The sequence below is a fragment of the Microvirga sp. KLBC 81 genome, from assembly GCF_003075415.1.
Taxonomy (GTDB): domain Bacteria; phylum Pseudomonadota; class Alphaproteobacteria; order Rhizobiales; family Beijerinckiaceae; genus Microvirga.
Map to the genome: position 1 here is coordinate 19,212 of NZ_QDAH01000040.1, position 25,176 is coordinate 44,387.

General features: G+C 56.8%; 29 protein-coding genes. 20 read left to right on the forward strand and 9 right to left on the reverse strand.

Translation table 11 applies throughout. The features are described 5' to 3' along the window. Nucleotides 1–48: 48 nt before the first annotated feature. Nucleotides 49–669: a response regulator FixJ gene (gene fixJ, locus DC522_RS20940; RefSeq protein ID WP_116530567.1), complete on the reverse strand. Its 621-nt coding sequence runs from the start codon at nt 667–669 to the stop codon at nt 49–51. Between the two features lie 433 nt (nt 670–1,102). Here fixJ and flgB point away from each other — a divergent pair, with 433 nt between their 5' ends. From flgB to DC522_RS21020, 16 genes are all read left to right on the forward strand, one after another. Next, complete coding sequence (gene flgB, locus DC522_RS20945) at nt 1,103–1,522, forward strand: flagellar basal body rod protein FlgB (RefSeq protein WP_116530568.1); 420 nt, start codon at nt 1,103–1,105, stop codon at nt 1,520–1,522. Next, a complete protein-coding gene (gene flgC, locus DC522_RS20950; RefSeq protein ID WP_116530607.1) occupies nt 1,522–1,938 on the forward strand; it encodes a flagellar basal body rod protein FlgC in 417 nt (138 codons plus the stop codon). Before flgB ends, flgC begins: the two co-directional genes overlap by 1 nt. Before the next feature lies 1 nt (nt 1,939). Next, a complete protein-coding gene (locus tag DC522_RS20955; RefSeq protein WP_116530569.1) occupies nt 1,940–2,272 on the forward strand; it encodes a flagellar hook-basal body complex protein FliE in 333 nt (110 codons plus the stop codon). Between the two features lie 10 nt (nt 2,273–2,282). Further along, complete coding sequence (flgG, locus tag DC522_RS20960; protein ID WP_116530570.1) at nt 2,283–3,077, forward strand: flagellar basal-body rod protein FlgG; 795 nt, start codon at nt 2,283–2,285, stop codon at nt 3,075–3,077. Between the two features lie 24 nt (nt 3,078–3,101). Next, nucleotides 3,102–3,563 (forward strand): flagellar basal body P-ring formation chaperone FlgA, encoded by a 462-nt coding sequence (gene flgA, locus DC522_RS20965; protein ID WP_116530571.1) that lies wholly within the window; start codon nt 3,102–3,104, stop codon nt 3,561–3,563. Further along, complete coding sequence (gene flgI, locus DC522_RS20970) at nt 3,560–4,660, forward strand: flagellar basal body P-ring protein FlgI (protein ID WP_116530572.1); 1,101 nt, start codon at nt 3,560–3,562, stop codon at nt 4,658–4,660. Before flgA ends, flgI begins: the two co-directional genes overlap by 4 nt. Next, nucleotides 4,657–5,166, forward strand: a complete 510-nt coding sequence (locus tag DC522_RS20975) for a MotE family protein (protein WP_116530573.1) — start codon at nt 4,657–4,659, stop codon at nt 5,164–5,166. Before flgI ends, DC522_RS20975 begins: the two co-directional genes overlap by 4 nt. Then, nucleotides 5,163–5,861: a flagellar basal body L-ring protein FlgH gene (gene flgH / locus DC522_RS20980; RefSeq protein ID WP_116530574.1), complete on the forward strand. Its 699-nt coding sequence runs from the start codon at nt 5,163–5,165 to the stop codon at nt 5,859–5,861. Before DC522_RS20975 ends, flgH begins: the two co-directional genes overlap by 4 nt. 21 nt (nt 5,862–5,882) lie before the next feature. Continuing rightward, nucleotides 5,883–6,392, forward strand: a complete 510-nt coding sequence (locus DC522_RS20985; RefSeq protein ID WP_116530575.1) for a flagellar basal body-associated FliL family protein — start codon at nt 5,883–5,885, stop codon at nt 6,390–6,392. Nucleotides 6,393–6,466: 74 nt separating this feature from the next. Continuing rightward, nucleotides 6,467–7,210, forward strand: coding sequence for a flagellar type III secretion system pore protein FliP (gene fliP / locus DC522_RS20990; protein WP_116530576.1), 744 nt, complete (start codon nt 6,467–6,469; stop codon nt 7,208–7,210). A gap of 121 nt (nt 7,211–7,331) precedes the next feature. Next, nucleotides 7,332–8,981: a flagellar basal-body MS-ring/collar protein FliF gene (gene fliF, locus DC522_RS20995; protein ID WP_116530577.1), complete on the forward strand. Its 1,650-nt coding sequence runs from the start codon at nt 7,332–7,334 to the stop codon at nt 8,979–8,981. Then, a complete protein-coding gene (locus DC522_RS21000; protein WP_116530578.1) occupies nt 8,981–9,628 on the forward strand; it encodes a hypothetical protein in 648 nt (215 codons plus the stop codon). Before fliF ends, DC522_RS21000 begins: the two co-directional genes overlap by 1 nt. Nucleotides 9,629–9,630: 2 nt before the next feature. Then, a complete protein-coding gene (locus tag DC522_RS21005; protein ID WP_116530579.1) occupies nt 9,631–10,851 on the forward strand; it encodes a MotB family protein in 1,221 nt (406 codons plus the stop codon). Between the two features lie 211 nt (nt 10,852–11,062). Further along, nucleotides 11,063–12,118 (forward strand): chemotaxis protein MotC, encoded by a 1,056-nt coding sequence (locus tag DC522_RS21010; protein ID WP_133239332.1) that lies wholly within the window; start codon nt 11,063–11,065, stop codon nt 12,116–12,118. A 53-nt stretch (nt 12,119–12,171) separates the two neighbouring features. After that, the gene (locus DC522_RS21015) at nt 12,172–13,428 is read left to right on the forward strand and encodes a flagellar hook-length control protein FliK (RefSeq protein WP_165820236.1); all 1,257 of its coding nucleotides are present in this window, start codon (nt 12,172–12,174) and stop codon (nt 13,426–13,428) included. Nucleotides 13,429–13,486: 58 nt separating this feature from the next. Further along, nucleotides 13,487–14,011: a transglycosylase SLT domain-containing protein gene (locus DC522_RS21020; protein ID WP_245444398.1), complete on the forward strand. Its 525-nt coding sequence runs from the start codon at nt 13,487–13,489 to the stop codon at nt 14,009–14,011. Between the two features lie 8 nt (nt 14,012–14,019). Here DC522_RS21020 and DC522_RS37345 read toward each other — a convergent pair whose 3' ends face one another. The 8 genes from DC522_RS37345 to motA are packed head-to-tail and all read right to left on the reverse strand — an operon-like array spanning nt 14,020 to nt 19,873. After that, nucleotides 14,020–14,712 (reverse strand): AprI/Inh family metalloprotease inhibitor, encoded by a 693-nt coding sequence (locus DC522_RS37345; RefSeq protein ID WP_116530583.1) that lies wholly within the window; start codon nt 14,710–14,712, stop codon nt 14,020–14,022. A 40-nt stretch (nt 14,713–14,752) separates the two neighbouring features. Further along, nucleotides 14,753–15,253: a hypothetical protein gene (locus DC522_RS21030; protein WP_116530584.1), complete on the reverse strand. Its 501-nt coding sequence runs from the start codon at nt 15,251–15,253 to the stop codon at nt 14,753–14,755. Then, nucleotides 15,250–16,314, reverse strand: coding sequence for a flagellar biosynthesis protein FlhB (gene flhB, locus DC522_RS21035; RefSeq protein WP_116530585.1), 1,065 nt, complete (start codon nt 16,312–16,314; stop codon nt 15,250–15,252). The genes DC522_RS21030 and flhB overlap by 4 nt, the downstream gene beginning before the upstream one ends. A 16-nt stretch (nt 16,315–16,330) precedes the next feature. Next, nucleotides 16,331–17,362, reverse strand: a complete 1,032-nt coding sequence (locus DC522_RS21040) for a flagellar motor switch protein FliG (protein WP_116530586.1) — start codon at nt 17,360–17,362, stop codon at nt 16,331–16,333. Between the two features lie 13 nt (nt 17,363–17,375). Beyond that, nucleotides 17,376–17,753 carry a flagellar motor switch protein FliN gene (gene fliN, locus DC522_RS21045; protein ID WP_116530587.1) on the reverse strand — a complete coding sequence of 126 codons (378 nt, stop codon included), beginning with the start codon at nt 17,751–17,753 and terminating at the stop codon, nt 17,376–17,378. Between the two features lie 11 nt (nt 17,754–17,764). Beyond that, nucleotides 17,765–18,079: a hypothetical protein gene (locus tag DC522_RS21050; RefSeq protein ID WP_116530588.1), complete on the reverse strand. Its 315-nt coding sequence runs from the start codon at nt 18,077–18,079 to the stop codon at nt 17,765–17,767. Next, nucleotides 18,060–18,989: a flagellar motor switch protein FliM gene (locus tag DC522_RS21055; RefSeq protein ID WP_116530589.1), complete on the reverse strand. Its 930-nt coding sequence runs from the start codon at nt 18,987–18,989 to the stop codon at nt 18,060–18,062. Before DC522_RS21055 ends, DC522_RS21050 begins: the two co-directional genes overlap by 20 nt. A gap of 2 nt (nt 18,990–18,991) precedes the next feature. Next, on the reverse strand, nt 18,992–19,873 hold the full coding sequence (motA, locus tag DC522_RS21060; protein ID WP_116530590.1) for a flagellar motor stator protein MotA: 882 nt from the start codon (nt 19,871–19,873) through the stop codon (nt 18,992–18,994). 200 nt (nt 19,874–20,073) lie between these two features. Here motA and flgF point away from each other — a divergent pair, with 200 nt between their 5' ends. The 4 genes from flgF (at nt 20,074) to flgK (ending at nt 25,174) form a co-directional block, all read left to right on the forward strand. After that, nucleotides 20,074–20,799, forward strand: coding sequence for a flagellar basal-body rod protein FlgF (gene flgF, locus DC522_RS21065; protein ID WP_116530591.1), 726 nt, complete (start codon nt 20,074–20,076; stop codon nt 20,797–20,799). An 8-nt stretch (nt 20,800–20,807) separates the two neighbouring features. Beyond that, the gene (gene fliI / locus DC522_RS21070; protein WP_116530608.1) at nt 20,808–22,127 is read left to right on the forward strand and encodes a flagellar protein export ATPase FliI; all 1,320 of its coding nucleotides are present in this window, start codon (nt 20,808–20,810) and stop codon (nt 22,125–22,127) included. A gap of 93 nt (nt 22,128–22,220) precedes the next feature. Continuing rightward, nucleotides 22,221–23,693, forward strand: a complete 1,473-nt coding sequence (locus DC522_RS21075) for a flagellar hook-basal body complex protein (protein WP_116530592.1) — start codon at nt 22,221–22,223, stop codon at nt 23,691–23,693. A gap of 29 nt (nt 23,694–23,722) precedes the next feature. Next, a complete protein-coding gene (flgK, locus tag DC522_RS21080) occupies nt 23,723–25,174 on the forward strand; it encodes a flagellar hook-associated protein FlgK (protein WP_116530593.1) in 1,452 nt (483 codons plus the stop codon). Nucleotides 25,175–25,176 lie beyond the last annotated feature (2 nt).

A 25,176-nucleotide genomic window follows, 5' to 3' on the forward strand; every position in this document is an offset into this window, starting at 1 on the left:
CGAGCCGGAACCATCTGCAAGGTCCGGGCTCTTTCCTCCTATCTCTAGTCAATTGCCTACTGTGGCTTCGATGAAAAGGGCCATCCGAATCAACTCGGAAAGGCTTCGAGCCTCCATCTTAGCCATGACATTGGATCGATGGATCTCGACCGTTCGGATGCTGATGTTGAGTTCATGGGCAATCACTTTATTGGCCTTGCCTGCGACCAAGCAGTCAAGGACTTGGCGCTCGCGCTGAGTCAGCGACTGGAGACGAGCTTGAGTTCTCAGGAGCTCCTGGCTCCGTCGAACGCTTTTCTCATCACAGACGAGGGCAAAGCGGACGACCTCAAGAAAACGGTCCTCGCGAAATGGCTTTTCCAAAAAGTCGATGGCGCCAGCCTTCATGGCTTCGACTGCAAGAGGGATGTCAGCGTGACCTGTCATGACGATGACAGGCACATTGAGCCCTCGCTCATTGAGACGCTGGATAAATTCCAGCCCATCGATCCCCGGCATCCTGACATCCGTTACAATGCAGCATCGGCCCGGATCCGCCACCTCTCGCAGAAAGGCGGTCGCAGACTCGTACAAGCGGACGTTCAAACCGGCAGAGACCAATAGGAAGGATAGCGCCTTGCGCACACCAAGATCATCATCCACCACATAAACGATTGCCCCGCTCGACATTGGGCATATTCTCCTGATCAGCAAATCCGAAGATGAAAGATAGAGAGTGCCTCTGGTCAGGTTGCCCGACAGCCCAGGAGCCTGCACCCATGCCGCTTCAGTCCGAGGTCGTAGACCGCTTGAACCGCTTCTTCAAGATCTGACAACAAGCGTGCATCATGCACTGCCCCCGGCTTAAGCGTCTTTAATGAGTGCTATGATCCTTCATGCTTGCATTGGAGCAAAAATCAATTGGCGGAAATGCGACATTGCACCGCTAGAACATCCCACTCAGGGGCGGTTTTGCTATCGATATAACGTTCAAAAGTCAGTCCACTATTTCTCTCAGCGGTTGTACTCTGTTCATTGCGTACCGAGAAATCCAGGCTGGCTCATCTCCACCTGCAACGTGTTGAACTGGCTAGGTCAGCCTCATGCAAGGTTGCATGGGTAAATGCATCTTTACCATGACAGCTTGGAGATCATCGTGACGTCACCCGTCTACCTCTTCGATTTGGCATCGCGGCAGGCGCAGTGGCTTGCAGCACGTCAGTCCACGATCTCGGGGAACATCGCGAATGCCAATACACCCGGATACCGCGCGAGGGACATCGAACCCTTTGGCGATGTTCTGGATAAGACCAAGCTGGCTGTGGTCGCCACGAACGGCGGCCACATCGGCCTGGATGCGACACGGCCCGAGGGAACGAAGATCAAGAAGGCTGATACTTGGGACACTGTTTATTCCAAGAACTCCGTCAGTCTGGAGCAGGAACTCATCAAGGCCGGTGAAATCGACCGGCAGCATTTATTGAACACCAGCATCGTCAAGGCATTCCACCGAATGCTGATGTCGAGCGTGAGGACTGCATGATGTTCGATCCTCTCATTGCATCAACAAAACTCTCGAGCTCAGGGCTGGAAGCACAATCGGCGCGCCTGAGGGTCATCTCCGAGAACGTCGCAAATGCGCAATCGACTGGGCGCACGCCGGGCTCAGATCCCTATACGCGTAAAACGGTTACCTTCAGATCGGAGCTCGACCGGGCTCTCGGCGCCTCTTCCGTGTCGGTGAAGGAAATCGGGACGGACGATGCGCCATATCCTGTCGAATACGATCCCGGCAATCCTGCTGCGGACGAGAACGGCATGGTCAAGAAGCCGAACGTGAACATGCTGATCGAGATGGCCGACATGCGTGAGGCCAACCGCTCATATCAGGCAAACCTGCAGATGATGAAGCAGGCGCGCGCCCTGATTTCCGCAACAATCGACCTAATGAGAGGCTGATATGATCAGTGCAGCATCTTCGATCTCTTCAATGATTGAACGGCCGGTTGCTGTTTCCTCCGCCCCGACAGCAGCAGTCAAATCCATTGCTGGAACAACTGCAGCCGGGAATCCCCAGGTGAGCTTTCTCGACACGATGGCTCAAGTTGCCTCGACTGCTATCGATACGCTGAAGACGGGTGAAGCCTCCTCCATCGCCGGCATTCAAGGAAAGGCATCGGTTCAGCAGGTAGCTGAAGCGGTCATGGCCGCCGAGCAAACACTTCAGACGGCGATTGCGATCCGCGACAAGGTGGTCGCAGCCTACCAAGAAATCGCTCGTATGGCGATCTAAGGAGAACACCATGAGAGCGCTTGCGATTGCTGCAACCGGCATGAATGCTCAACAGCTGAATGTTGAAGTCATCGCCAACAACATCTCAAACGTGAACACCACGGCGTTCAAGGGCGCTCGGGCCGAGTTCTCGGATCTCCTCTATCAAGCCGAGCGTGCTCAAGCCGTGCCCAATCAGGCCGGAGCGAGTCCGGTGCCGGAAGGAGCCATGCTGGGCCTTGGCGTGCGGACAGCAGCAATCCGCAATCTGCATCGTCAAGGATCTCTGACCGCCACGTCGAACCAGTACGATCTTGCGCTGAACGGACGCGGCTGGTTCCAGGTGGGAGCACCGAACGGTGACATCTTGTATACGCGCGCCGGCGCCTTCAACAAGGATGCTAACGGCCAACTCGTCACCCTCGATGGCTATACGCTCAATCCCGGCGGGCCGATCCTTATTCCAACCGAGGCTATCGAGGTCAGCATCAACGAGTCGGGTGAGGTCTTCGCCAAGATTGCTGGTGAGGAGCAACCCCGGGCTCTCGGCCAGATCATGCTCGCAAACTTCGCCAATGATGCGGGATTGGAGCCGATCGGGAACAATCTGTTCCGTGAGACGCTTGCGTCCGGCGCTCCGAACCCCGGAGCGCCTTCGGATCCTGGTTACGGAAAAATTCACCAGGGTTACCTCGAAGCGTCGAACGTGGATGCGATCAAGGAGATCACCAATCTCATCACTGCGCAGCGCGCATTTGAGATGAACTCCAAGGTGATTCAAGCGGTCGATGATATGGCCGGAACCGTGTCCAAGGGCATCCGCTGAGTAATTGAGGGTCGGGGTCTGTTCATGAATCTATTGCTTCGCTTCGCAATGGCTGCCGCCATCATTGCTGCCACGTGCCACACGGCTGCGGGTGAAGAGCGTGTTCTCCCCGTCCCGACAGTCACGATCTACCCCGGTGACATGATCAATGAATCCATGCTCAAGGATAGGAAATTCCCTGAGAATTATCGCTTCCGGACGGCAGTCGTGGAGTCGCCCCGCGTTCTGGCCGGCAAGACGGCCCGTCGGACGCTGCTTCCAGGCGAACCTATTCCCCTGAATGCTATTGATGATCCAAAGCTCGTGACGCGTGGAGTTCAGACCGCGATCCTCTTCGAGGAGGGGGCTCTGTCAATCGTAGGTGTTGGCATTCCGCTGCAATCCGGTGCGCTGGGCGAAACGGTTCAGGTCAAGAATGTCGACAGCGGCAGGATCATTACAGGCCGTGTTCAGGCCGACGGCAAGATCAGGATTGGCATCCAATGATCCTGCGCGCGCTCCTGCTGGCTTTCGGTATCCTTCTGTCAGCCCACGCTATGGCTGCCACGCGCATCAAGGATGTGGCCGGCGTCCAGGGTGTGCGCGATAACCAGCTGATCGGTTACGGGCTGGTCATGGGATTGCAGGGTACCGGCGATACTCTCCGGAATTCGCAGTTTACCGAGCAGGCTCTGCAATCGATGCTGGACCGGATGGGAGTGAACGTCCGGGACATCAACCTGCGGACCAGAAACGTCGCGGCCGTCATCGTGACCGCTGATCTGCCTCCCTTCGTCGGCGCAGGTTCCCGGATCGACGTGACGGTGACCTCGATGGGTGATGCGACGTCACTCAAAGGCGGCACTCTGATGCTGACAGCGCTGCAGGGTGGCGATGGTCAGATCTATGCGGTGGCTCAGGGCGCGATCGTCGTGTCGGGCTTTTCCGCTCAAGGGCAGGCGGAGACATTGACATCGGGAGTGGCGACCGCTGGCCGGATCGCCAACGGCGCTCTCGTCGAACGGGAGGTCCGGGGTGGCTTCGAGGCAGTCGGGTCGCTGGCTTTCGAACTCAAGAATCCTGATTATAAGACCGCCACTCTCGTGACAGACGCCATCAATCAATATGCACAGCGTCGATATGGAATGCGTGTCGCCGCTCCACGGGATTTTCGCACCGTCGTTCTGCAGAAGCCGAAGAGTATTGCAGCAACCCGATTCATCGCCGAACTGGGGGATCTCGAAATCCAACCTGACACGCCCGCTCGTATCGTCGTTGATCAGAGAACCGGGACGGTCGTCATCGGGAAGAACGTGCAGATTTCGACTGTTGCAATCACTCATGGAGCCTTGACGATCCGCGTCACCGAGGCTCCCGAAGTGTCACAGCCCGATCCGTTCTCATACGGGCAGACCGCCGTTGTTCCCCGCACTCAGGTCACAGCGGATGAGGAGCGGGTTCCTCTTGCAATCGTGAGAGGCTCGGATCTCCAGACCCTGGTCAGGGGACTTAATCAAATGGGCCTGAAGCCGTCGGATGTGATCGCAATTCTTCAGGCTGTCAAGACGGCCGGGGCTCTTCAGGCTGAGCTGGTAATCCAATGACGCAGTTTGAAAAATTCCTTGCAGTGAGGGCAGGTATATTGGGAGCAGTTGTCGTACTTTCCCTTTCCGGACCTGTCATGGCTCAAGACAAGGAAGGTGAGGCAAAGAGCAACGCATATTGCGTCAATATCGCAGATGCCGCCGCCGATGCACGCTTTGCATTGCAAAAAGAAGCGCTCGCCAAAATGGAAAAAGAGCTTGAGGGGCGGCTTAAGATCCTTGAGGCGAAGCGCGCCGAATATGAGGAATGGCTGCGCCGCCGCAATGAGGTTCTCCAGAAAGCCGACGAGACGATTGTGGCGATTTACTCGCGGATGCGCCCTGATGCCGCGGCTCTTCAGCTGACCAATATGGAAGATGAGATTGCCGCGGCAGTCATTGCCAAGCTCAACCCCCGCTCCGCCAGCGCCGTGCTGAACGAAATGGAGCCGGCAAGGGCAGCTCAACTGGCCAACATCATCACGGATGCTCCCAAGCGGGTTGCGGGCAACGGGAGGAAAGAGTGAAGTTCATCATTGCAGTCGCTAGCCTTTACCTCCTTGCGGCATGTGCGACCCGGCCTGAGGAAATCGGGCGGGAACCGACGATGACGCCGGTGGGAAGCGGCATTGCCGTCGAGCGTGAACCCCTTCCTCACGTGTTCAAGAGCACCACCAGCATTGCTCCAAATTCTACGTGGAGCAACGCGAGTGCTGATCTGTTCACCAGCCCCCGAGCCCGCCAGGTCGGCGATATCGTGACGGTCAATATTCAGATCGACGACAAGGCCCAGTTTGACAATGCGAGCGACAGATCTCGCTCGTCATCGGTTGACGCTGGACTCGGCTACGGCTTCAGCTTCGAGGGATGGCAAGCCGATGGCAGCGCTGATATCGGGATCGACTCCTCGTCCTCGTCGGCCGGTCAGGGCAAGATCGACCGGTCCGAGAAGCTGCGCCTCTCTGTAGCAGCGGTCGTGACCGAGGTTCTGCCTAACGGAAACGTCATCATCAGCGGGTCGCAGGAAGTCCGGGTGAATTACGAGCTGCGTATTCTCAATATCGCCGGCATCGTCCGCCCTCGTGACATTTCTCCCCGAAACACCATCAGCTATGACAAGATCGCCGAAGCGCGCGTCTCCTATGGCGGCCGCGGACGCCTGATGGAGGTCCAGCAGCCGGCCTATGGGCAGCAGATCTTTGACGCCGTGACGCCGTTCTAAGCAGGTCGAGAGGCGAGTCTCATGGCGACGAATCTGGCATTGCCGGCAGCTTCAGGGCAGGCGTCTGGGAAAGAGGGAGCCAAAAGCCTGATCCTGACGCTTGGACTTCTGACACTGCTCTCTGCTGTAGTAGGCGGAGGCTTTGGTCTCACCATTGTATCGAGCATCGAAAGGAGAGTTGAGGAGAAGTACAAAGACGCTCCGCAAAAGGTCCCGAATACGAGCCCATACACAGGCGACATAACGATCAAGAAAATGGCACCGGTGGTGACCAATCTCGCCAACTCTGAGAACGATTGGGTCCGGCTTGAGGCCTCTATTGTTTATAAGTCAGGCGACGTTTTGAATTCGGACGTCCTGGTTGCCGAGACCAGGCAGGACGTGCTGGCTTATCTTCGCACCGTATCGCTCTCTCAAGTTCAGGGGCCGAGTGGCTTGCTTCATGTGAGAGACGACCTGAATGAGCGCGCCAAGATAAGGTCAAAAGGGGTGATTCAGGAACTCGTCCTCGAAACCCTCGTCGTTCAGTGAGGCAAAGAGAGCGAGAGAGCCAGCCATCTCAGACCACATCATTTGAGTGCATCTTTACTACGGAAGACTTTTTCATGCCTGTTCGCCTTCTCGCTCAGAGCCTTTTCTTCCTGTTGATGACAGGTGCAGGCGCATATGCTCAAGTTCCTGGTCTCGATGCGCTGCTGCCGGCTGGAGATGGGGCTGCAAGCGGGAGGATCATTCAGCTCGTCGTCTTGCTGACAGTGCTTTCCCTTGCGCCGGGGCTTCTGATCATGGTGACGAGCTTTACCCGGTTTGTGGTTGCATTCTCCTTCTTGCGTTCCGGTCTGGGGCTTCAGAGCACACCGGCCAACATCTTCCTGATCAGCCTTTCTCTCTTCATGACATTCTTCGTGATGGGCCCAACTTTCGACCGGGCTTGGAACGATGGCGTACGCCCACTGACGGAGAATAGGATCACCGAGGCGGAGGCATTCACCAGAACGACGGATCCTTTCCGTGAGTTCATGCTGGCCCATGTTCGACCCAAGGATCTGCAAACATTTACGGATCTGGCGGCCGCGAGCTACCCGAAAGTCAATGAGGGAGAGAAGATCGACCTGCGCGTTCTTATTCCGGCTTTCATGATCTCCGAGTTGAGGAGAGGGTTCGAGATCGGATTTCTCATCGCCCTTCCTTTCCTGGTCATTGACATGATCGTGGCGACCTTGGTGATGTCGATGGGCATGATGATGATGCCGCCGACAGTCCTTGCCCTCCCGTTCAAGATCCTTTTCTTCGTCCTGATAGATGGTTGGAATATCCTGGTCAGCGGACTTGTCAGGTCATACTTCTGATGCCCTCTCTCGGAAAGGCATTTCCTTGACATTGCGCCTGCCCGTCTAGGTGCAACCTTCACACAAGGTTGACCGAGCAAAAAGGTATCTCGACACAATTCATTTTTCGCCGAGATCCTTTATGCCCGGTCGTCAGCATGCCGAAAGATTGTGGACTAGCCTGATGCAGCTCGGGGCCCGCCGGTTGGGGGCTCTGGCCGCAATCGGTCTTGCCGTGTTCCTGATGGTAGGTATCGGCGCCTATTATCTGAGCCGTCCTGCGCAGGAGCCTCTCTATACCGGACTGGACCGCGAAGATGTGAGCCGCATGGGCGCCGCCCTCAAGGATGCGGGAATTCCATTCGACGTCAGTTCCGACGGAACCGCACTGCTTGTTAGCTATGGAAATACGGCTCAGGCGCGAATGCTTCTGGCCGAGAAGGGGCTCCCTCATAGCTCCAAATCGGGCTACGAGCTGTTCAACGATCTTGGCTCCCTCGGCCTGACCTCCTTCATGCAGGAGGTCACGAAAGTGCGCGCGCTTGAGGGTGAGCTTGCTCGTACTATCCAGGGGATGAAGGGCATCAAGGCTGCACGCGTTCACATCGTTCTGCCTGATCGGGGCTCTTTTCGCCGTGAGCAGCAGCCGCCTTCGGCATCGGTCGTCATCCGTACGTCCCCGTCCGATGATGCGTCTTCGGCTCAGGCCATTCGCCACCTCGTTGCGGCTGCTATCCCTGGAATGGCCGTTGACAAGGTCACGGTCATGAACACCGAGGGAACGCTCTTGGCTTCCGGAAACGATGCCGCCAACGCATCGACCGGTAAGATGGCCAACCTTGAAAAAACGATCGGCCTTGAAATCCAAGACAGCATTCGAAGAACCCTTTCTCCCTATCTCGGTATCGGAAACTTCGAAATCAGCGTCGCTGCTCGCCTCAATACAGACAAGGTGAGCACGAACGAGACTATCTTCAATCCGGAGTCCAAGGTCGAACGCTCGACGCGGACCGTGAAGGAAACCGAAGTTTCGCAGAACAGAAGCGGCCAGAAACCGACGACGGTCCAGCAAAATCTTCCGGATGAAAACGTGCGCGGAGATTCGAGCGATAGTTCAAGCGAAGATAGCCAGCGCCGTGAGGAGCTCACGAATTACGAGATTTCCTCCAAGACGATTCAGACCATCAGTGATGGCTACTCGATCAGAAATCTCTCCGTCGCTGTTCTCGTCAACAGGTCTCGAATCACTTCTCTTCTTGGCGAGGGTGCAACATCGGCAGATGTCGATGCGAAGGTCGCCGAGATCGAGCAGCTCGTCTCTTCTGCGGCTGGGTTCAACAAGTCCCGTGGTGACCAGATCAAGGTTGCGGCCGTGAGCTTCGTCGACGATGGCGGCGTGCTCCAGCCGGTTCCAGGACCCTCGGTTGCGGAAATCCTGATGCGCCAGTTCGGCACGGTTGTGAATGCGCTGACCGTTCTTGCGCTTTGTGCAATGTTGATTTGGTTCGGCTTGCGGCCAGCAGTCCGCATGCTCGTGGCCCGTCACCAGGCCGACCTCGAAATCCAACGGGAGCAGGTGGCGACATTGGTGGCGGTGGAGGCCAGTGAAGCATTCAACCAAGAGGTTGCGCGGGCCGAACCTGCCCCGCAGCCGGCGCTGCAAGACGATCCGATGCCAAATCTCCTTGGGACACAAAGGACACCGCAGCGCAAGCTCGAGCAGATTATCGAACTCAGTGAAGAACAGGCTGCGGCAATCCTCAGGCAATGGCTCAATCAGGAGGCTGCCTGATGTCGGGAGGAGTTGCGAGGCTCATTGCGGACTTCTCCATCCCGAGCGCCTCCGAAGGGTTCGGACTTGGGATGCTGCGTCGCGTAAAGGCCGTTGTCGAAGAGGAGCCGGTGCGGGTCCAAAGCGCGCCCGATCGGCAGGCCGAGCTGATACGGTCTGCCGAAGCCCAGGCCAGGGCCGAAGAGAGAGAAGCGGCGCGCCAACAGCTCAAGGAGGCGCTGGACGCCGAGCGTGAGAAGCACTGCGAAGAGCTGGCGGTTCAGCGGGAACTCTGGGTCGAGCAGGAAGCCGCGCAGCTCTCGGCCCAGATTGTTGACTCTCTTGGAAACCTCGAGCGAATTCTCTCGGACAGGGTCGCGCGTATCCTCGCTCCGATTATCCCTGAGGCTCTTCAGCAGAAGGCGCTTTTCGAGTTCAACGAGATTCTCGGAACAATATTATCCGGTGAGATCTCTACCGTCCTGAAAGTGACAGGGCCTGAGGACATGCTGAAGGCCATCCGGGCTCGCTTTGCACTCCGTGAAGGTATCATCGAGTTCGTGCCGAGCGACGATGTGGAAGTCACCCTCGTCGCCGGCGATACAACGATACAGACACAGCTCAGCTCCTGGTCGATCCGCCTGAAAGAGGCGCTCAAGGCAGAGTGACGATGCTCAGTTCAGACAAGCATGAAATCATCATCGTCCGCAGAGGCGATGGCGGTGAGGAGACCACCAAGGGTGGCGCCTGGAAGATCGCTCATGCGGATTTCATGACGGCGATGATGGCCTTCTTTCTTGTAATGTGGCTTGTTGGTTTGGCCGATGAGGAGACCAAGGCGGGGCTCGCCAACTACTTCAATCCGGTTCAACTGGCCCAGTCCACGTCGAACAAGAAGGGCTTGGATGACCCACAGAATGTTCGGCCTGACAACGAAGCCGAGGACGACAAGGAGGGAAGGGAAAAAGGAAGCGGCCCGGGAACAGGCGGCAAGTCGCAGCAACTGCAGAAGCCTCGTTTCAAAGAGGGCGCTCTCTTTCAGGATCCTTACGCAGTTTTGGCAAGAATCGCGGATGAGATCGAGGCCAATCCCCACGACACGCTGGGAGCAGACGTTACGCCTGGCGAAAGCGATGTTCCTGGTCTCAAAGGCGGTGAAGTCTTCAGAGACCCCTTCGATCCTCTCTACTGGCAGGTCGCCCCGGTTGAGGAGTTGAAGGCTGAAGCGGCTCCCAAGCCTGGAACCGCAAAACCTGCTCCGTCCAAGGCAGAGATCGATGCGCTGGCAGCGACTGCCCCTAAAGCTCAGCCCGATGCCAGCCATACAGCCAAGCCCGAAGACGCAAATGCATCTGCGGATGCGGTCGCTGCGTCGGGCACACAGATGTCACCGGCGGCCGCGGTCTCGACCGAGCCAGTGGACAAAGCTGCCGACCAGAAGGCCGCCGAGTTGAAGAAGGACATCATGGACGCAGCCCAGGAAACCAGAGATAGGTCCCCGAAGCCGCAGATCGAAGTGCGGCGGACAGGAGCTGGAACTCTGATCAGCCTGACCGATGATTTCGATTTCTCGATGTTCACTGTCGGCTCCGCGGAACCGCATGCGAAGGTCGTCCATGCGATGGCTAAAATCGCTGCGGTTCTACAGTTACGTCCGGGGAGGATCGTTATCCGCGGCCATACGGATAGCCGTCCGTTCAAGTCTGCAAACTACGACAACTGGCGTCTCTCACATGCCCGTGCTCAGATGGCGCTCTACATGCTTGTGCGCGGCGGCTTGGATGAAAATCGGATCGCGCGAGTTGAAGGACATGCAGATCGCGACCCGAAGGTTCCGTCTGATCCAAAGGCCGATCAGAACCGCCGCGTGGAAATCCTGCTGCAGGAGTAATGAAGTGAATAGTCTTCTGAAGACTGCTCTTGCTCTCGTCCTGACCATTGCGTCGGGCGCGGCCAATGCGGAAAGCGAGCAGCCATCCATTGTAAAGCCGTCGCATGATCTGCCGCGACCTCAACCAGCGAACGCCGCAAGCCCTGTTCAGATGCTGCGGACCCTTCAGCTCATGCAAGATCAGATCGCGGCTGGATCGACCGAGGCTCATATGGGCCAGCGTGGTCTTCTCACGATTCTTGACAACCGGTTCATGGATCTGCCTCCGGAGGTCTGGACAGATGGGAGGAACATTCGCGCCACCATCGCATTCGTCTTGAGTGGCGGCAATCCGCAGATCCTCAGGAAGCTCTTGGAAATGGGCGATCCTGCTATTCCGATTGAGGATAGGTCGCTCGTTGAGGGAACCCTCGCCTATGTCGAAGGACGTGAGGAGGAGGCAAAAGGAAAGCTCCTGTCGATCGATGTTCGGTCCCTTCCGCCCTCGTTGGGGGCTCAGCTAGCGCTGGTCCAGTCTGCTCTTGTGGTTCGGGCGGATGTGAAAAAGTCTTCCGACCTTCTCGATTTTGTCAGGCTTCAGGCCCCGGGCACACTTCTGGAAGAAGGGGCATTGCGGCGCCAAGTCTTCGTGGCAAGTCAAACCGGAGACATGAGGAAATTTCTGGCGCTGTCCTCAGGATATCTGCGCAGATACCGTCATTCGATCTATGCCGGCAATTTCAGACAGCGCCTCGCCTCAGCCTTGACCCGGATCGACTTCGGAAAGGATTCGGCGTTATTTGACGACGTTGTCGAGATGCTGATGGATCTTGAGCCTGATGCCAGGCGCGAAATCTACCTCATGGCAGCCCGTTCCTCGATCAACCAGGGGCAGACGCATTCAGCCCGAATGCTTGCCGAGAAAGCCAAGGAGCTATCCGAAGGTGATGTCGCGAGCACCGCAAGAGCGAAGCTTTATCGTGCGGCAGCAATGATCGTCTCGTCTGAGACGATTGGTATGGCTGTGGAAGATCTCAAGGGAATTGATAGAACGAAGCTCACGGCTGGCGACGCAACACTCCTGGATTCAGCCCTGTCAATGGCGGGGCATATTCGTGTCATGCCTGGAGACAAGATGGCAGACAATCTGGGCTGGACGTCTCCATCTCCTGCATCAGATGTTCCTAAGCAGCAAGCGCCAGAACAGCTTCAGGCGGTATTGAAGGCACAGGATGCTCTTAGTCGCATCGATAAGCTGATCAAGAACCAGGCGTCGACAGTTCAATGAGCCCAATTGACCTCCTGTCCAGGAGCCTTCCCAGGCCTGCCGATTCACAATCAATGCGGGATGGTTCGGCTACAAGTGAATCGGGTGATGCAAATGGAATGCTCCCTGAAGCGGACAGCTTCGACACATTGCTTGAGGGACTGTCCGGGAGGCACCGTCGCGACGGAAAGAATGCTCCACTTCCCGATGAGTGTGACGTCCTCAACCTCATAGCGGATCTCGATCCGCCCCATTCGGCAGGTTCTGAAACCAGCAACCCCGTTTTCGTGCTGCTGGAAGGGCTCTTACCGCGCGTTCTGCCGCAGGCTCCGTCGGCCGGTTCTGATGACAAGGCGCAATCGAGTGACGCCGCTTCCCAGCTGATGCCTTCCGAGACTCAGCAAATACAGGATAGCGGTGACCTTTTGGGCTCTCCTGTGCAGCAACGGGTTACGGTTGCCGTTCAGCACCAGGAGACACATTTCAAGCCCGTTATCGAAGCATCTGTCACTGAGGCGGACATTAAGGACGAGAGGCAGGAGAGCGCATCGGAATTTGCCTCCGTCGACAAGTTCATGGACAGGCCGTCCAAGGCAGTCCATCCGAGACATCAGGACCTGACGAGATATCCTCTGCCGCAGGAGGCAGCGACTCCCGTTGATGAAGAACAGGTTGAGGAACAAAATCTTGACAAAGACCAGTCGTTGAAAGCGGCTGCCGAGCGTCTGGAGGCGCGCAAGAGCGCACCATCAAGTGCGGCGCAAACCGAGGGTGCGAGCATTCCCCCAGCAACGCTTCAGCGTCTCGCCAGCTCGGTAAGGGCTGAGGTTCGTTCGATGGTCAATGAGGCTGCGCAGCACGCAGCATCGACTGACCGGACAATCCACATGTTCTCCATAAAGGCTTCCGATAGTGCTCTCCGGATCCTCAACCTGCAGCTTCACCCCGCCGATCTGGGCGTGGTGACCATCAAGATGAGACTAGCCGGCGACAGTCTCGAAATGGAGCTGCACACTGAGAAAGAAGATACGGCACAACTTCTCCGCAATGATTCCGAGAAGCTGTCCGCTCTTCTGCGTGGGTCAGGCTATCGTCCCGATGCAATCATCATTCAGGTGAACGGTATTGCTGACCAGGATCGCGTCTCCCCACAAAGGCAGCAATCTGACATGCAGTTTCAGGGGCAATCGTTCGAACAAGGTGGAGCCAGTCAAGAAGGTCATTCTCGGAATCGGGAAAAGCAATATGCCAGCACGAGAACAGAGCCTCTTAACAATCGGACGGAAGATGGTACCCTGGGCAGCCGCAATCCTGGCGGTGTGTACCTTTAATTTAGCGAACTCAAGCCAAGCCGAAGCTCAATCGGGCAGCCAGCTTTGTGAGAAAGAGATGCTGCGGGCCTCCGCGAAGTACGGAGTTCCCGTTGGAATGCTGTACTCAGTTGGTCTAACGGAGACCGGCCGACGTGGCTCTCTGCAGCCTTTCGCGATGAATGTTGAGGGGCGAGCAGTGTTCTCGAGCAGCCTCCCTGAAGCGGTTCAGCGGTTTGAGGAAGCTCGCCGGGCGGGAGCGAAGTTGATCGATCTCGGCTGCATGCAAATCAATCACCATTACCACCGGGAGAAGTTCGCGTCAGTGGAAAGCATGCTGAATCCCCGGGACAACGTCGAATATGCTGCGCGCTTTCTGAGTGAGCTCAAAGGCCGCCATGAGACCTGGACAATGGCCGTGGCTCGCTATCATGCTGGACCTGACAATGACCCGGCGCAAAAGCGTTATGTTTGCAGGGTCATCGCCAACATGGTTGCGACAGGTTTTGGGCAATGGACACCGAATGCCCGTACATTTTGTGCCGATGCTCCGGGCCTCAGGCCCGACCAGACCGCTTCTGACGGTTTATACACGAGGCCCTGAGAGATCCATTAGCGCAACATCTGGAGCGAGGTGCCTGCCTTGCTCAGAGACCCACTAAGGGCGGCTTCCGAACCCGTTAGCTGGGCTATTTCTACGCCACGAGAGAAAAGCACGATCCGGTTTTCGTTGAAACTCCAGGAGTTCACTTGCCGGAGAGCCTCGTCGGAGCATTTAGATGTTGATGCTTTATACAGATCCAAAGAGGCGACACTGGACAGCTGAATAAGGCAAGAATCTCCTTTGTGGTCCCTCGCTTTCCATGTCCCTGCATACGATGAAGTCCGACGTGGGGCGCTGAAGACACTGGGCGGCGATTCACTTGGGGCTGGCGCCAGATCGGTGGCGTGCGGTTGAGGATCCTTCGGCATCGAAGCTTGCTCAAACACAGTCGGTGGAGCCGGGATGACCACCGCCGCGGTAGGGATAGAGGGCTGTGGGTCTGCGGGCAACGCAATGAGGTGTTCATATGGTCTGGGTTCAGCCAAGGGCTTCACACTGCTCGAAGGAGCAATAACCTCAGCAGCATCATCCGGGTCTAGTACGGCGACGACACGGATATCCGGGCGCCATCGGCCCCAAGGTGATGCATATTGCGCGTAGCCGCGATGCGCGTCGGGTGTTCCCCAGTACCCATGCGCGTAGAGACTATCCCTTGAATTGCAGCCTGCAAGGATGGTGGCTGTCGAAAGTGCAAAGAGCATGGGAGCGGATCGTATCACGACTTCGGTCCGACATCATTTCTCAATGCCGCAGAGAAGCTGCAGGGCAGTAAGACGAGCGGAATCTCGGGGGAAGGGGTCTCAGCCGCGCCGATGAGACGATTTCCGCAAACGAACGAGGATCAAAGTCGCTGTCAGGACTCTTGGAGAGCAGGACTCTATTAATATGAATCCCGACAGAAAATTCGCCGAGGACGAGCTTGAAGTACACGCTTACTGTGTCATGTGCGAATTCCATATCAAGAACGATGCAGGGCGGTTGGCCCAGCGCTGTGCTGATATCGGCCGCGCGGGCATAAGAGAGTGTATCGCCTTTGAAGAAAAGCTCAGCGGAGGACGACACGATCTCATTCATGTTGCCGTGCAACTGTTTGCTCACATAAGACCGGATGATGTCTGCATCTGTCAGGCAGAAGTCCGCTATGACATCTTTGATGTTGCAGGCAAGAATTTCTTCAAATGCATTCACATCAAGTTCTTTGTCAAATGACTCTGCTGCGCTGATTGACGGAAGACTTTTCATTTGGATCTCGTCAGGATGTAGAATAGGATCTGAGCGACGGCCTTGTAGAAATCCGGCGGAATCATGCGATCCACTTCAACATGATCGTACATGGATCTTGCCAGGGGCTTGTCTTCGATAACCGGAATGTCATGTTTTTCTGCAGTCTCGCGGATTTTCAGGGCGATCAGGTCTTTACCCTTCGCAACAACGACAGGTGCACTTGCCTCGCTGCGTTCATAACGAAGTGCAATGGCATAATGCGTCGGGTTGGCGATCACGAAAGTTGCTTTGGGAACGGCTGCCAGCATTCGCTTGCGGGCGCGATCCTGAGCCAGAGAGCGCATGCGCGCCTTGACCATGGGATCGCCTTCCATCTGCTTGTACTCTTCCTTGACCTCCTGCGGCGTCATCTTGAGATCGTTCCGCCACTTGAGCCGGGCCCAGACCAGGTCAGCGGCTACAAGAGCGATCGTCGCAATAGCAATGGCCGAGACGAGCCGCATTGCCATGATCAGCATGAGTTCCGGAATAAGGATCGGGTCACTGAACATGGCATTGAAGACCTTGGTTTGCTCCGATTTCAGAAGCAGAAGGGACACAATCGTAATTGTCCCGAATTTGAAGAGAGACTTGGCGAATTCCACTAGACCTGAGCGGCCGAAGATTCGTTTCCAACCGCCCATCGGCGAAATTCTGTTCCATTGCGGCCGAATTCGCTCGGACACGAAAGATGGCATGTTCTGGAAGACAGATGCCGCCAGACTGCATCCAGCGAGGATTGCAATAATGGGCGTAAGAAACTGACCGAGCTCAAGAGCAAGTGCTTGAAACAAGACAGCCGCATCCGCACCCGAGTCCAAACGGAAATCTTGGGGGCGATCCACAAAAAGAGAGAGCTTCTCCGCCAGAACTTTCGTGTTGCTTCGCGTCACGAATGTCAAAACGACGAGAATGCTAAGGATCGACGCGAACATTGGCGCCTCTCTCGAGAAGGGGATATTCCCCTTCTCGATGGCATCTCTAACCTTCTTGTCAGAAGGCGCTTCTGTTTTACTTTCTTTATCTTCCGAATCAGACATCGGCTACCATCGGTACTCAGATAAAGGACTCGTCGTCAGGTTCTGAGTTGATGACGATTTCACCCCGTCCTGCCATATCCAAAGCGAGATCAGTAATGGAGCGGCGGGCTTCGGCGACGTCTCTTTGCGACGACGGCTCGTTGCTCCCCAACTCGTGCTCGATCATGCGGCGTACGCGTGAGGAGAGAGCAGTCAGAACGACCTTGCGGAAATCCTCGTTCGTGCCCTTGAGAGCCAAAACGACGCGATCCGGAGGAACTTGATCGAACAGAGTTGTACGATCCCGAGGCGTTAGCTTGACGATATCGTCGAACGTGAAGAGGAGACTTCTGAGAATCTCCGCCGATTTTGGCCTGACGGCAGACAGGCTGCTCAGAACGTCCTCCATGTGATCGCGTTCCATCTTGTTGATGATGTCGGCGATCTTGGCGTGAGTGTCAGCGCCAGCATTCTTCGAGAAGTTCGCCATGAAGTCTTCATGGAGAGTTTTCTCGATATTCTTCATCGTTGCGTCGACGATTGGCTTCATGCTCAGCATACGACGCATCAAATTATTGCGCAGGGGCTGAGGAAGTTGAGCCATGACCTTCGCTGCACAGGATGGCTTCACCTTGGACAAAATAAGTGCCGCCGTTTGGGGATGCTCCTTCATCAGGTAAGAAGCAATAGCACTTTCAGAGACCGTCGAGATGCGCTCCCAGATGCTCCTGTTCGCATTCCCGGCGACTTCGCTCAGGATCTCGGCGATCTGTTCAGGCGTTAAAATCCCGGCCAGGAGCTTCTCAATGTGAGCCACGCTGCCGACAACATCTGCTCCCGACGAGAAGTTCGAGGCAAACTCATCGATGAGGGTCTCTATCTGTGATGGCGATACGGGTCCAAGTTGAGCGGCAGATCTCGTGACAAGGCGAATCTCCTCATCACTGAAGTGCTTCAGAATTCTACTGGCTGCGGGCTTTCCCATCGCCAGCAGAAGCGTCGCGACACGTTCCGGCCCTTTCATGGGCCTGGTGCCACTGTTCGTCTTCACGGGAATGTTCGCAACCATGGTGAAAGTCGCTTCAGCCGTTCATATCGTTGCTGGGAGGGCCAACGATCTCAGTGAGAGAGATACCAAACCGGGAATTGTCGTCTTCCACGACGACAACTTCCCCGCGAGCGATCACGCGGCCGTTGACCACAACGTCGACCGGCTCGCCAACTCTGTGGTCGAGAGGCACGATAGCACCGCGTCCGAGCTTCATCAGGTTCGAAACCGGCATCGTGGCCGAGCCGAGAACGACCTGAATTGTAACGGGGATCCTCAGGATGGAGTCGAGATTGCGGCCAGCATCCCCTTTCGAGTCGCGCGATGCCGCGTTGTTGAGACTTTTGCCAAGCTCGCTTTCCTGCTGCCAAGCAACCTTGTCCTGAAAATTATTTTCAAATGGATTTGACATAGTACAGACCCTTACTGATTGGGATTGGGAGGACGGGACTGCATCAGCTCATGGGCCGATCGAGTGAGCTCTTCGAGGCGTTGAGCGGCAGTCCGGGCTTCTTCAATTCGCGAGCCGAGGAGAACGAGGGTCACTCGACCCTCAGAACCAAAATTGGTCACGGCGTTCTGAGCTCCCATCAAGACCTCTCCGGTCTTGTCGAAGATCCGCTTGTACTCTGCGTGGTATTGATCCAAACGCTTGAGCTTACGGTACATGACCGCAACCATGGCGCTCGTAGTGACGAGGGCTATGAAAAGGATCACATTAGCGAGCGAGGACATCATCGAGAAATTCTTTCTCTTGATCGATTGGCTCATCGATCTTTAGAACATACGAGCCGTCTGCCTGTCCGATGTGACACCAGAAGAGCCCTTGCTGGTTTCCTTCGAGCTTGACCCGACTCCGGGGTGTTGCCTGCAACTCGATGACCTGTCCAACCTTCAGATCAGCAATCTCGCCAAGTGACAGGAAACGTTCTTCGAGAACGGCCGTGAGGGTCACTTCTGTCTTTTGAACCTCGCTGGCCATTTGCTTCATCCAGCGCGGGTCACGACTGGTCGATTCACCGGATACAACGCGAGACAGCACTTTCCTCATCGGGTTCAGAGCCGATTGTGGGATGATGACGAACATCTCCCCACCGCGGTTGAGGGCCTGAAGGAGAAATTTGGCTGCAACGGCCTGATTGTTGCGACGACCGATGACGGCGAAGTCCATTCTGGTCTCGAGACGCTCCAGCTTGAACTTCGTATCCGACACAAGGGAGAAGGAGGCTTGAAGAGCCTTGGCAACCTGCTCAAAGAGCACCTGGGCCATCCGCAGCTCGATGTTCGAAAAGCCTCGCGCCTCCTCGACAGGAGGCTCGGAGCCATCGGACCCGAAGAGCACCTCCACCATCGTATAGATGAAGTCCCGATCGAAGCCGATCAGAATATGACTATCCCAGTCCGGAGCGTGAAAGATCGCGGCCACTGCATTGGCCTCGTACATCTCCAGAATTTCACTGATGCGACCACTCTCGATGCCACTCAGCGAGTAGTACATGGGTGAGGCGGCCATATGGCGCAGGTGCTCGGCGCAGCTCGTCGACATGCGATCGAAGATCACGTGGAGCATGGGCAGGCGGTCAATGGATAGACCGGCCGAGTCCAGGAGCATGTCTCTAATATCGTTGGCATTCTGCATGCCGCTCATGACTAAGCTGCCTCCTTCATGTCTTCGGAGCGGCCGCCCGTCGTGGTAGCCGTTTCGACTTCATCAATGGTGGGGCGGTATTCAACCGAGATTCCCTTGCGGCCATGCTCGACGGCAATCTGCGGCAAAGCTCCATTCATGTAGGCGATCAAAGCTTGCTTCACGATGATATAGACGCGCGTCTGCTTCTCTCGTGTCGCCTTCACCTTATTGGCGAGCGGCGAAAGAAAAGCATAAGAGATGAAGATGCCCCCGAACGTCCCGACGAGTGCGGATGCAATGAGCCCTCCAAGAATGGTGGGAGACTGGTCGATCGCACCTAGAGCCTTCACGATACCCAGCACGGCCGCCACGATGCCAAGCGCAGGTAGGGCTTCCGCTACGGTGGAGATGGAATAGTAGGGTTTCGTTCGGTCGCGCTTGAGCGCAGCGATCTCTTCTTCCATGAGGGCTTCGATCTCATGCGGGCGCGCATTGCCGATAATGATCAGGCGCGCGTAGTCACAGATGAAGAGGGTCAGGTCCTTGTCCTTCAGAACGCTCGGGAACGCCTTGAAAATTTCCGATTCCTCAGGGGTGTCGATGTGTGCCTCAACCTCATTACGTGGCTTGTTCTTCAGCTCTCTCAGCAGAGCATACAGAAGGCCGAGAATCGATAGATACTGTTCCCTCTTGGGAACAGTTCCCTTGATCGCTTCTAGGGACGCCCGTCCTGTGTCCTTCACAAGCGACATGGGGTTCGCAATGATGAATGTGCCGATCGCGATGCCGCAGATGATGACGTATTCCCAGGGCTGCCAGATCACGGACAGATGCCCACCCATGGCGACATAGCCGCTGACGAGAGATCCGATGGCAACGACCAATCCGATTAAGACACCCAACCTCGTAGTCCTTCGCGAGAGATCAATCCTTGGTAACTTCCTAATCATGGAGGCTTGCGCGAAGCTGGGATGGGGGTGGCAAGCCTCATGCAAGGCTGTGCTGGTACAGACGACTGGAAATTGACCAGGCGGCCCAGCCAACGCGTAGCGGAAGATCGATCAGAGCCACGGGCGGCCATCTGACTGGATGGAGTTTCCAGGTGCAATCCGCCCTCTATGTGTCACTGTCGGCCCAAGTCGCCATGGAGAAGCGTCTGGCGACCATTGCCAATAACGTCGCGAACATGGCAACCGGCGGTTTTCGCGCTGACGAAATCAAGTTCGAAGAAATTCTCTCTCTCGCCGCCAAGGACAATGTGTCGTTCGCGTCTCCAGGCCAGAGCTTCATCTCGCGCCGGGCCGGTCCTGTGACCAAGACAGACAATCCCCTTGATGTGGCGATCCAGGGCGAGGCATGGTTTGCCTACCAGGGGGCCAGTGGCCCGGTTTACACACGTGACGGACGCTTCTCCATGAATGAGAACGGCGACCTTGTGACTGTCGACGGCCATGCGGTTCTCGACTCCGGTGGGGCGCCCATCGTGCTTGATCCTCTGGCGGGCCCTCCAACCATCAGCCGTGATGGAACGATCACCCAAGGGGGCAATCAGGTCGGAGCCCTGGGCCTTTTCAACCTGAGCAGCGACAGCCGCCTGACCCGGCAGGGAAGCTCGGGGGTCCTGTCCAGCATCCCTGGTGAAGTCGTTCAGGATTTCACATCGAGAGGTGTACAGCAGGGCTACAGTGAAGGGTCGAACGTCAATCCTGTTCTGGAGATGACGAAGATGATCGCCCTGCAGCGGAATTTCGAAAGCGCCGCAACCACGATCCAGGAGAGTGAATCCACATTGATGGACGCCATTCGGACACTTGGTCCCAGCAGTTGATCGACGGCATGAATGCCCTTTGCGAGCTTGAGAACCTCCTTCTTGAAAGTGCTGGACGCCGCCTGGTGCGGATCGTTGGCACCATTCGTGAGGTGACCCCTAGTTATTACCGGGTCATCGGGCTCTCCCAATTCGTCAAGCTGGGTGACCAGGTCGGTTTCGACGCCAATGGAAAAACGCAGATCGGCGAGGTCGTTCGCATCGACACCAATGGGCTTACGATCAAGCCCTTCAATGGACGTATCGATGCCAGGATTGGCACGCCTGCGTTTCTGGTCAGTAATGCTGGCTTGAGCCCTGATCCGAGTTGGAAAGGGCGTGTCATCAATGCCCTTGGTGAGCCGCTCGACGGGCAGGGTCCCTTGGCGCCGGGACCGAGACCGGTGCATCACGACGCCGAGCCTCCCTCTGCGATGACGAGGGCGAGGGTTCATAAGCCGTTGCATACGGGCGTGAAGGCGATCGATCTTTTCACGCCTATCTGCCAGGGACAACGTATCGGCATCTTTGCCGGATCGGGTGTGGGAAAATCAACCCTATTGACGATGCTTGCAAAGTGCGAGGGCTTCGACACGATCGTAGTTGCTCTCGTGGGCGAGCGCGGACGAGAAGTGCGAGAGTTCCTGGAAGGGCCGATCCAAGCCAGCTTGCACAGAGCCGTGATGGTGGTCTCGACAGGCGATGAGAGCCCGATGATGCGGCGTCAGGCGCCGAGAACCGCTGTGTCGATCGCCGAGTATTTCCGGGATTGCGGCGAATCGGTTCTCCTGATCGTCGACTCCGTGACCCGCTATGCTCATGCCGCCCGGGACGTGGCGCTTGCAGCAGGGGAGCCGGCTGTCGCCCGCGGCTATACTCCAAGCGTCTTCAGCGATCTGCCCCGCTTGCTGGAGCGGGCTGGCCCCGGAGAGGAAGGGAAGGGGTCCATCACGGGCATCTTCTCCGTTCTGATCGATGGCGATGACCACAACGATCCGGTTGCCGACAATATCAGAGGCACCCTCGACGGCCATATCGTCCTTGACCGGTCGATCGCCGATCAGGGCCGCTACCCTGCAATCAATGTCCTAGGCTCCATATCGCGACTGGCGGACCATGTCTGGTCTCCGGACCAGAAGGAGCTGGTCCGGCGGTTACGTGGGTTGATCGCTCGCTATGAGGATACGCGCGATCTGCGCATGATGGGTGGATACCAGCCAGGTACGGATCAGGATCTTGATCAAGCTGTTGTTCTCGTTCCAAAAATTTATGAAGCCCTGCGGCAGGATCCATCCTCTCCCTTAAGCCGAGATGCCTTCTTGGACCTCGCACAGGCGCTCAAGCAGTGATGCCCTTATGGCATCCACGCGCGCTTCATCTCTCCTCCAGCTTCACACAAGCATCCTGGTGTTAGCTTCCTCTCGAATTCGCAGGAGTTGTACATGAGTCTTTATGGTGTCCTTCGCAGCGGCGTGTCCGGCATGAACGCTCAGTCGAACAAGCTGGGAACGGTTGCCGAGAATATTCAGAACTCGAGCACGACTGGCTACAAGCGTGCCTCGACTGAGTTCTCGTCTCTCATCCTTCCGTCCAGCGAGGGAAACTATAATTCGGGATCGGTCACAAGTAGGGTACGCTATACGATCGGCGATCAGGGGCCGATCGCTTACACGACCTCGACGACGGACCTGGCGATCTCCGGCAACGGCTTTTTCGTTGTGTCGGACCCGGGTGGAGCCAATTACCTGACCCGCGCCGGCAACTTCGTGCCCGATGGTCGAACCGGTAACCTCGTCAACGCAGCCGGCTTCACGCTCATGGGCTATAAGATCGGGGTCGACCCATCCTTGAACAGTCTCGACGACGTCGTCCCGGTCAACATGGCCGACTTCGGCATGCAGGCTGCCGGTTCGACTGCAGGCACATTCAAGGGGAATCTCCCATACGGCACGACGGAGGTGGCTGGTACTGCACATCCCGGAACATTGGCCCCCCCGGTGCCTGGATATGTTGATATCAAGATCTCGAATCTGACCCCCAGGGATATGATCCAGTTCTCTGTCGGCGGCGGACCTGCCCAGACCTTCAATGTGACGACCGAAGCGAATGTGGATGATCTGGTCACATCGATCAACGCAGCCGTCACCGCCGGTACGCTCAGCGGTGTTCAAGCGTCCAAGGATCCGGCCACCGGCAATCTCGTGCTGACGTCCGATGACCTGACCGGCGCCACGAACGTCACCGGCTCCTTTACGGATATGACACCGGCCAAGAAAACCTCGTCTCTCCAGGTGTTTGACAACGTCGGAAATCCGGTGAAGGTCGATATCCAGTTGGAGAGGACCGGAGAGAAGACCTGGGAAATCGCGGTCTATAACGGCTCCACTCTGCTGGATGGACCAACTACGATGACATTCAGTGATCTTGGGCAACTCATCAGTCCTGCATCGCTGAGTTTCGGCATTCCCAAGGGGCAAACCTTCACGCTTGACATGACCGGTATGACGCAACTCGCGGGTGAGTACTCAGTCACGGGCTCGGCTAACGGCAATGGGCCGTCCGCTGTGAAGAGCGCCGAATTCGCTTCCGACGGCACGGTTTATGCCGTCTATGAGGACGGATCGCGTGTCGCCGCCTACAAAATTCCGCTGGCAACCGTGCCCAGCCCGGACAACCTCTCTCCTCGTGCGGGCAATGTTTACGAGATGACCGCGAGTTCGGGCGGCTACCAGGTCGGTTTCCCGGAAACCGGTAGCTTTGGATCGGTTGCCTCGGGAGCGCTTGAAGGATCGAATGTTGATATCGGCACCGAGCTGACGGCCATGATCGAAGCCCAAACCAGTTACACGGCCAACTCGAAAGTGTTCCAAACCGGTTCCGAACTGCTCGATGTTCTCATGAATCTGAAGCGATAACGGTTTAGGTCATTCTCGAGAGCTCGAACATGTCACTTTCGGTCGCCTATAACACGGCCCGTTCCTCGTTGCAGGCATCTCAGTCGCAGATGGCGATTGTCTCCCGCAATACGGCTGGAGCGTCGGACCCCGCATATTCGCGCAAGATCGGCGCGCTCGTCACGACGGGCGGCGCCGCTCGCGTGACGGTGCTCAGAGCCAGCGACAGAGCGCTTCTGAACAAGATGCTGGAGACGACCTCGGATGCAGCCACTCAGAAGTCGCTGCTTGAGGGACTCCAGAGGCTGAGCCAGACAATCGGCGATCCGGAACTGGATGAGTCTCCTGCCGCCCGCATTGGTACCTTGAACAATGCCTTGAAGCAGTATGCGAACGCGCCTGACGATGCCGTACTTGCCCGCGGTTTCGTGAAGGCTGCTTCGGATCTCGCGGCAAGCCTGAATCAGGCGACGTCAAGCATCAACGCGATACGTCAGGAAACGCAGGTCCAGATTGCGGACTCGGTTTCCCGGATCAATGACATCCTGGCGAAGTTCAAGATCGCCAACGATGAGGTCGTAAGCGGAGCCGCTCTTGGGCGAGACGTGACGGATGCTCTCGATACGAGAGACAGTCTCATTGCGCAGCTTTCCGAAGAGATTGGAGTTACCGTCGTCCCGAGGGCCGACAATGACATTGCTCTCTATACCGATAGCGGGGTGGCGCTCTTCGACAGATTGCCGCGCAGCGTAAGATACGAATCAGCCGCTCTGACCGCTGGGAAACCCGGGGGAGCGATCCTCATCGATGAGATTCCGGTGACTGGAAGCTCATCTCCGATGCCCTTGAATTCCGGCAATCTTGTCGGGCTCGTCAGGCTGCGGGATGATGCGGCTGTCACGTATCAGAAACAGCTCGACGAGCTGGCTCGTGGTTTGATCGAGGCTTTTGCCGAGTATGACAAAAGCGGGGGTGGAAAGCCGGACCGGGCTGGTGTCTTCACCTATAGCGGTGGCCCGAGCATTCCAAAGCCGGCTCCGGAAGGTCTCGCCGGGCTGATCAAGGTAAGCGATGCCGTTGATCCGTCTAAAGCAGGCGGGAAATTCGAGCGAATCCGCGACGGTGGAATCAACGGTGCTGATTACACCTATGGTGACGGAACCGCATCGTTCTCCACGCGCCTTTATCAATTGGTCGATGCCATGCAGGCGGATCGTGCTTTTGATCCGAGCCTAGGACTTGGTAATGCGATGTCCTTGCAGGAATTCGCATCGTCTTCGGCAGGCTGGCTCGAGGCTCAACGCCAGGATGCATCCCAGCAGGTGGCCTACCAGGAGACTTTACTTGCACAGGCGTCCGAGGCGCTCTCGAACGCTACGGACGTCAACATGGACGATGAGACGGCTCTCATGCTGCAGCTTGAGAAATCCTACTCGGCGTCCGCAAAGCTGATCTCCGTCATTGATCAGATGCTCCAGACGCTTCTCAATGCGGTGGGTTAAGA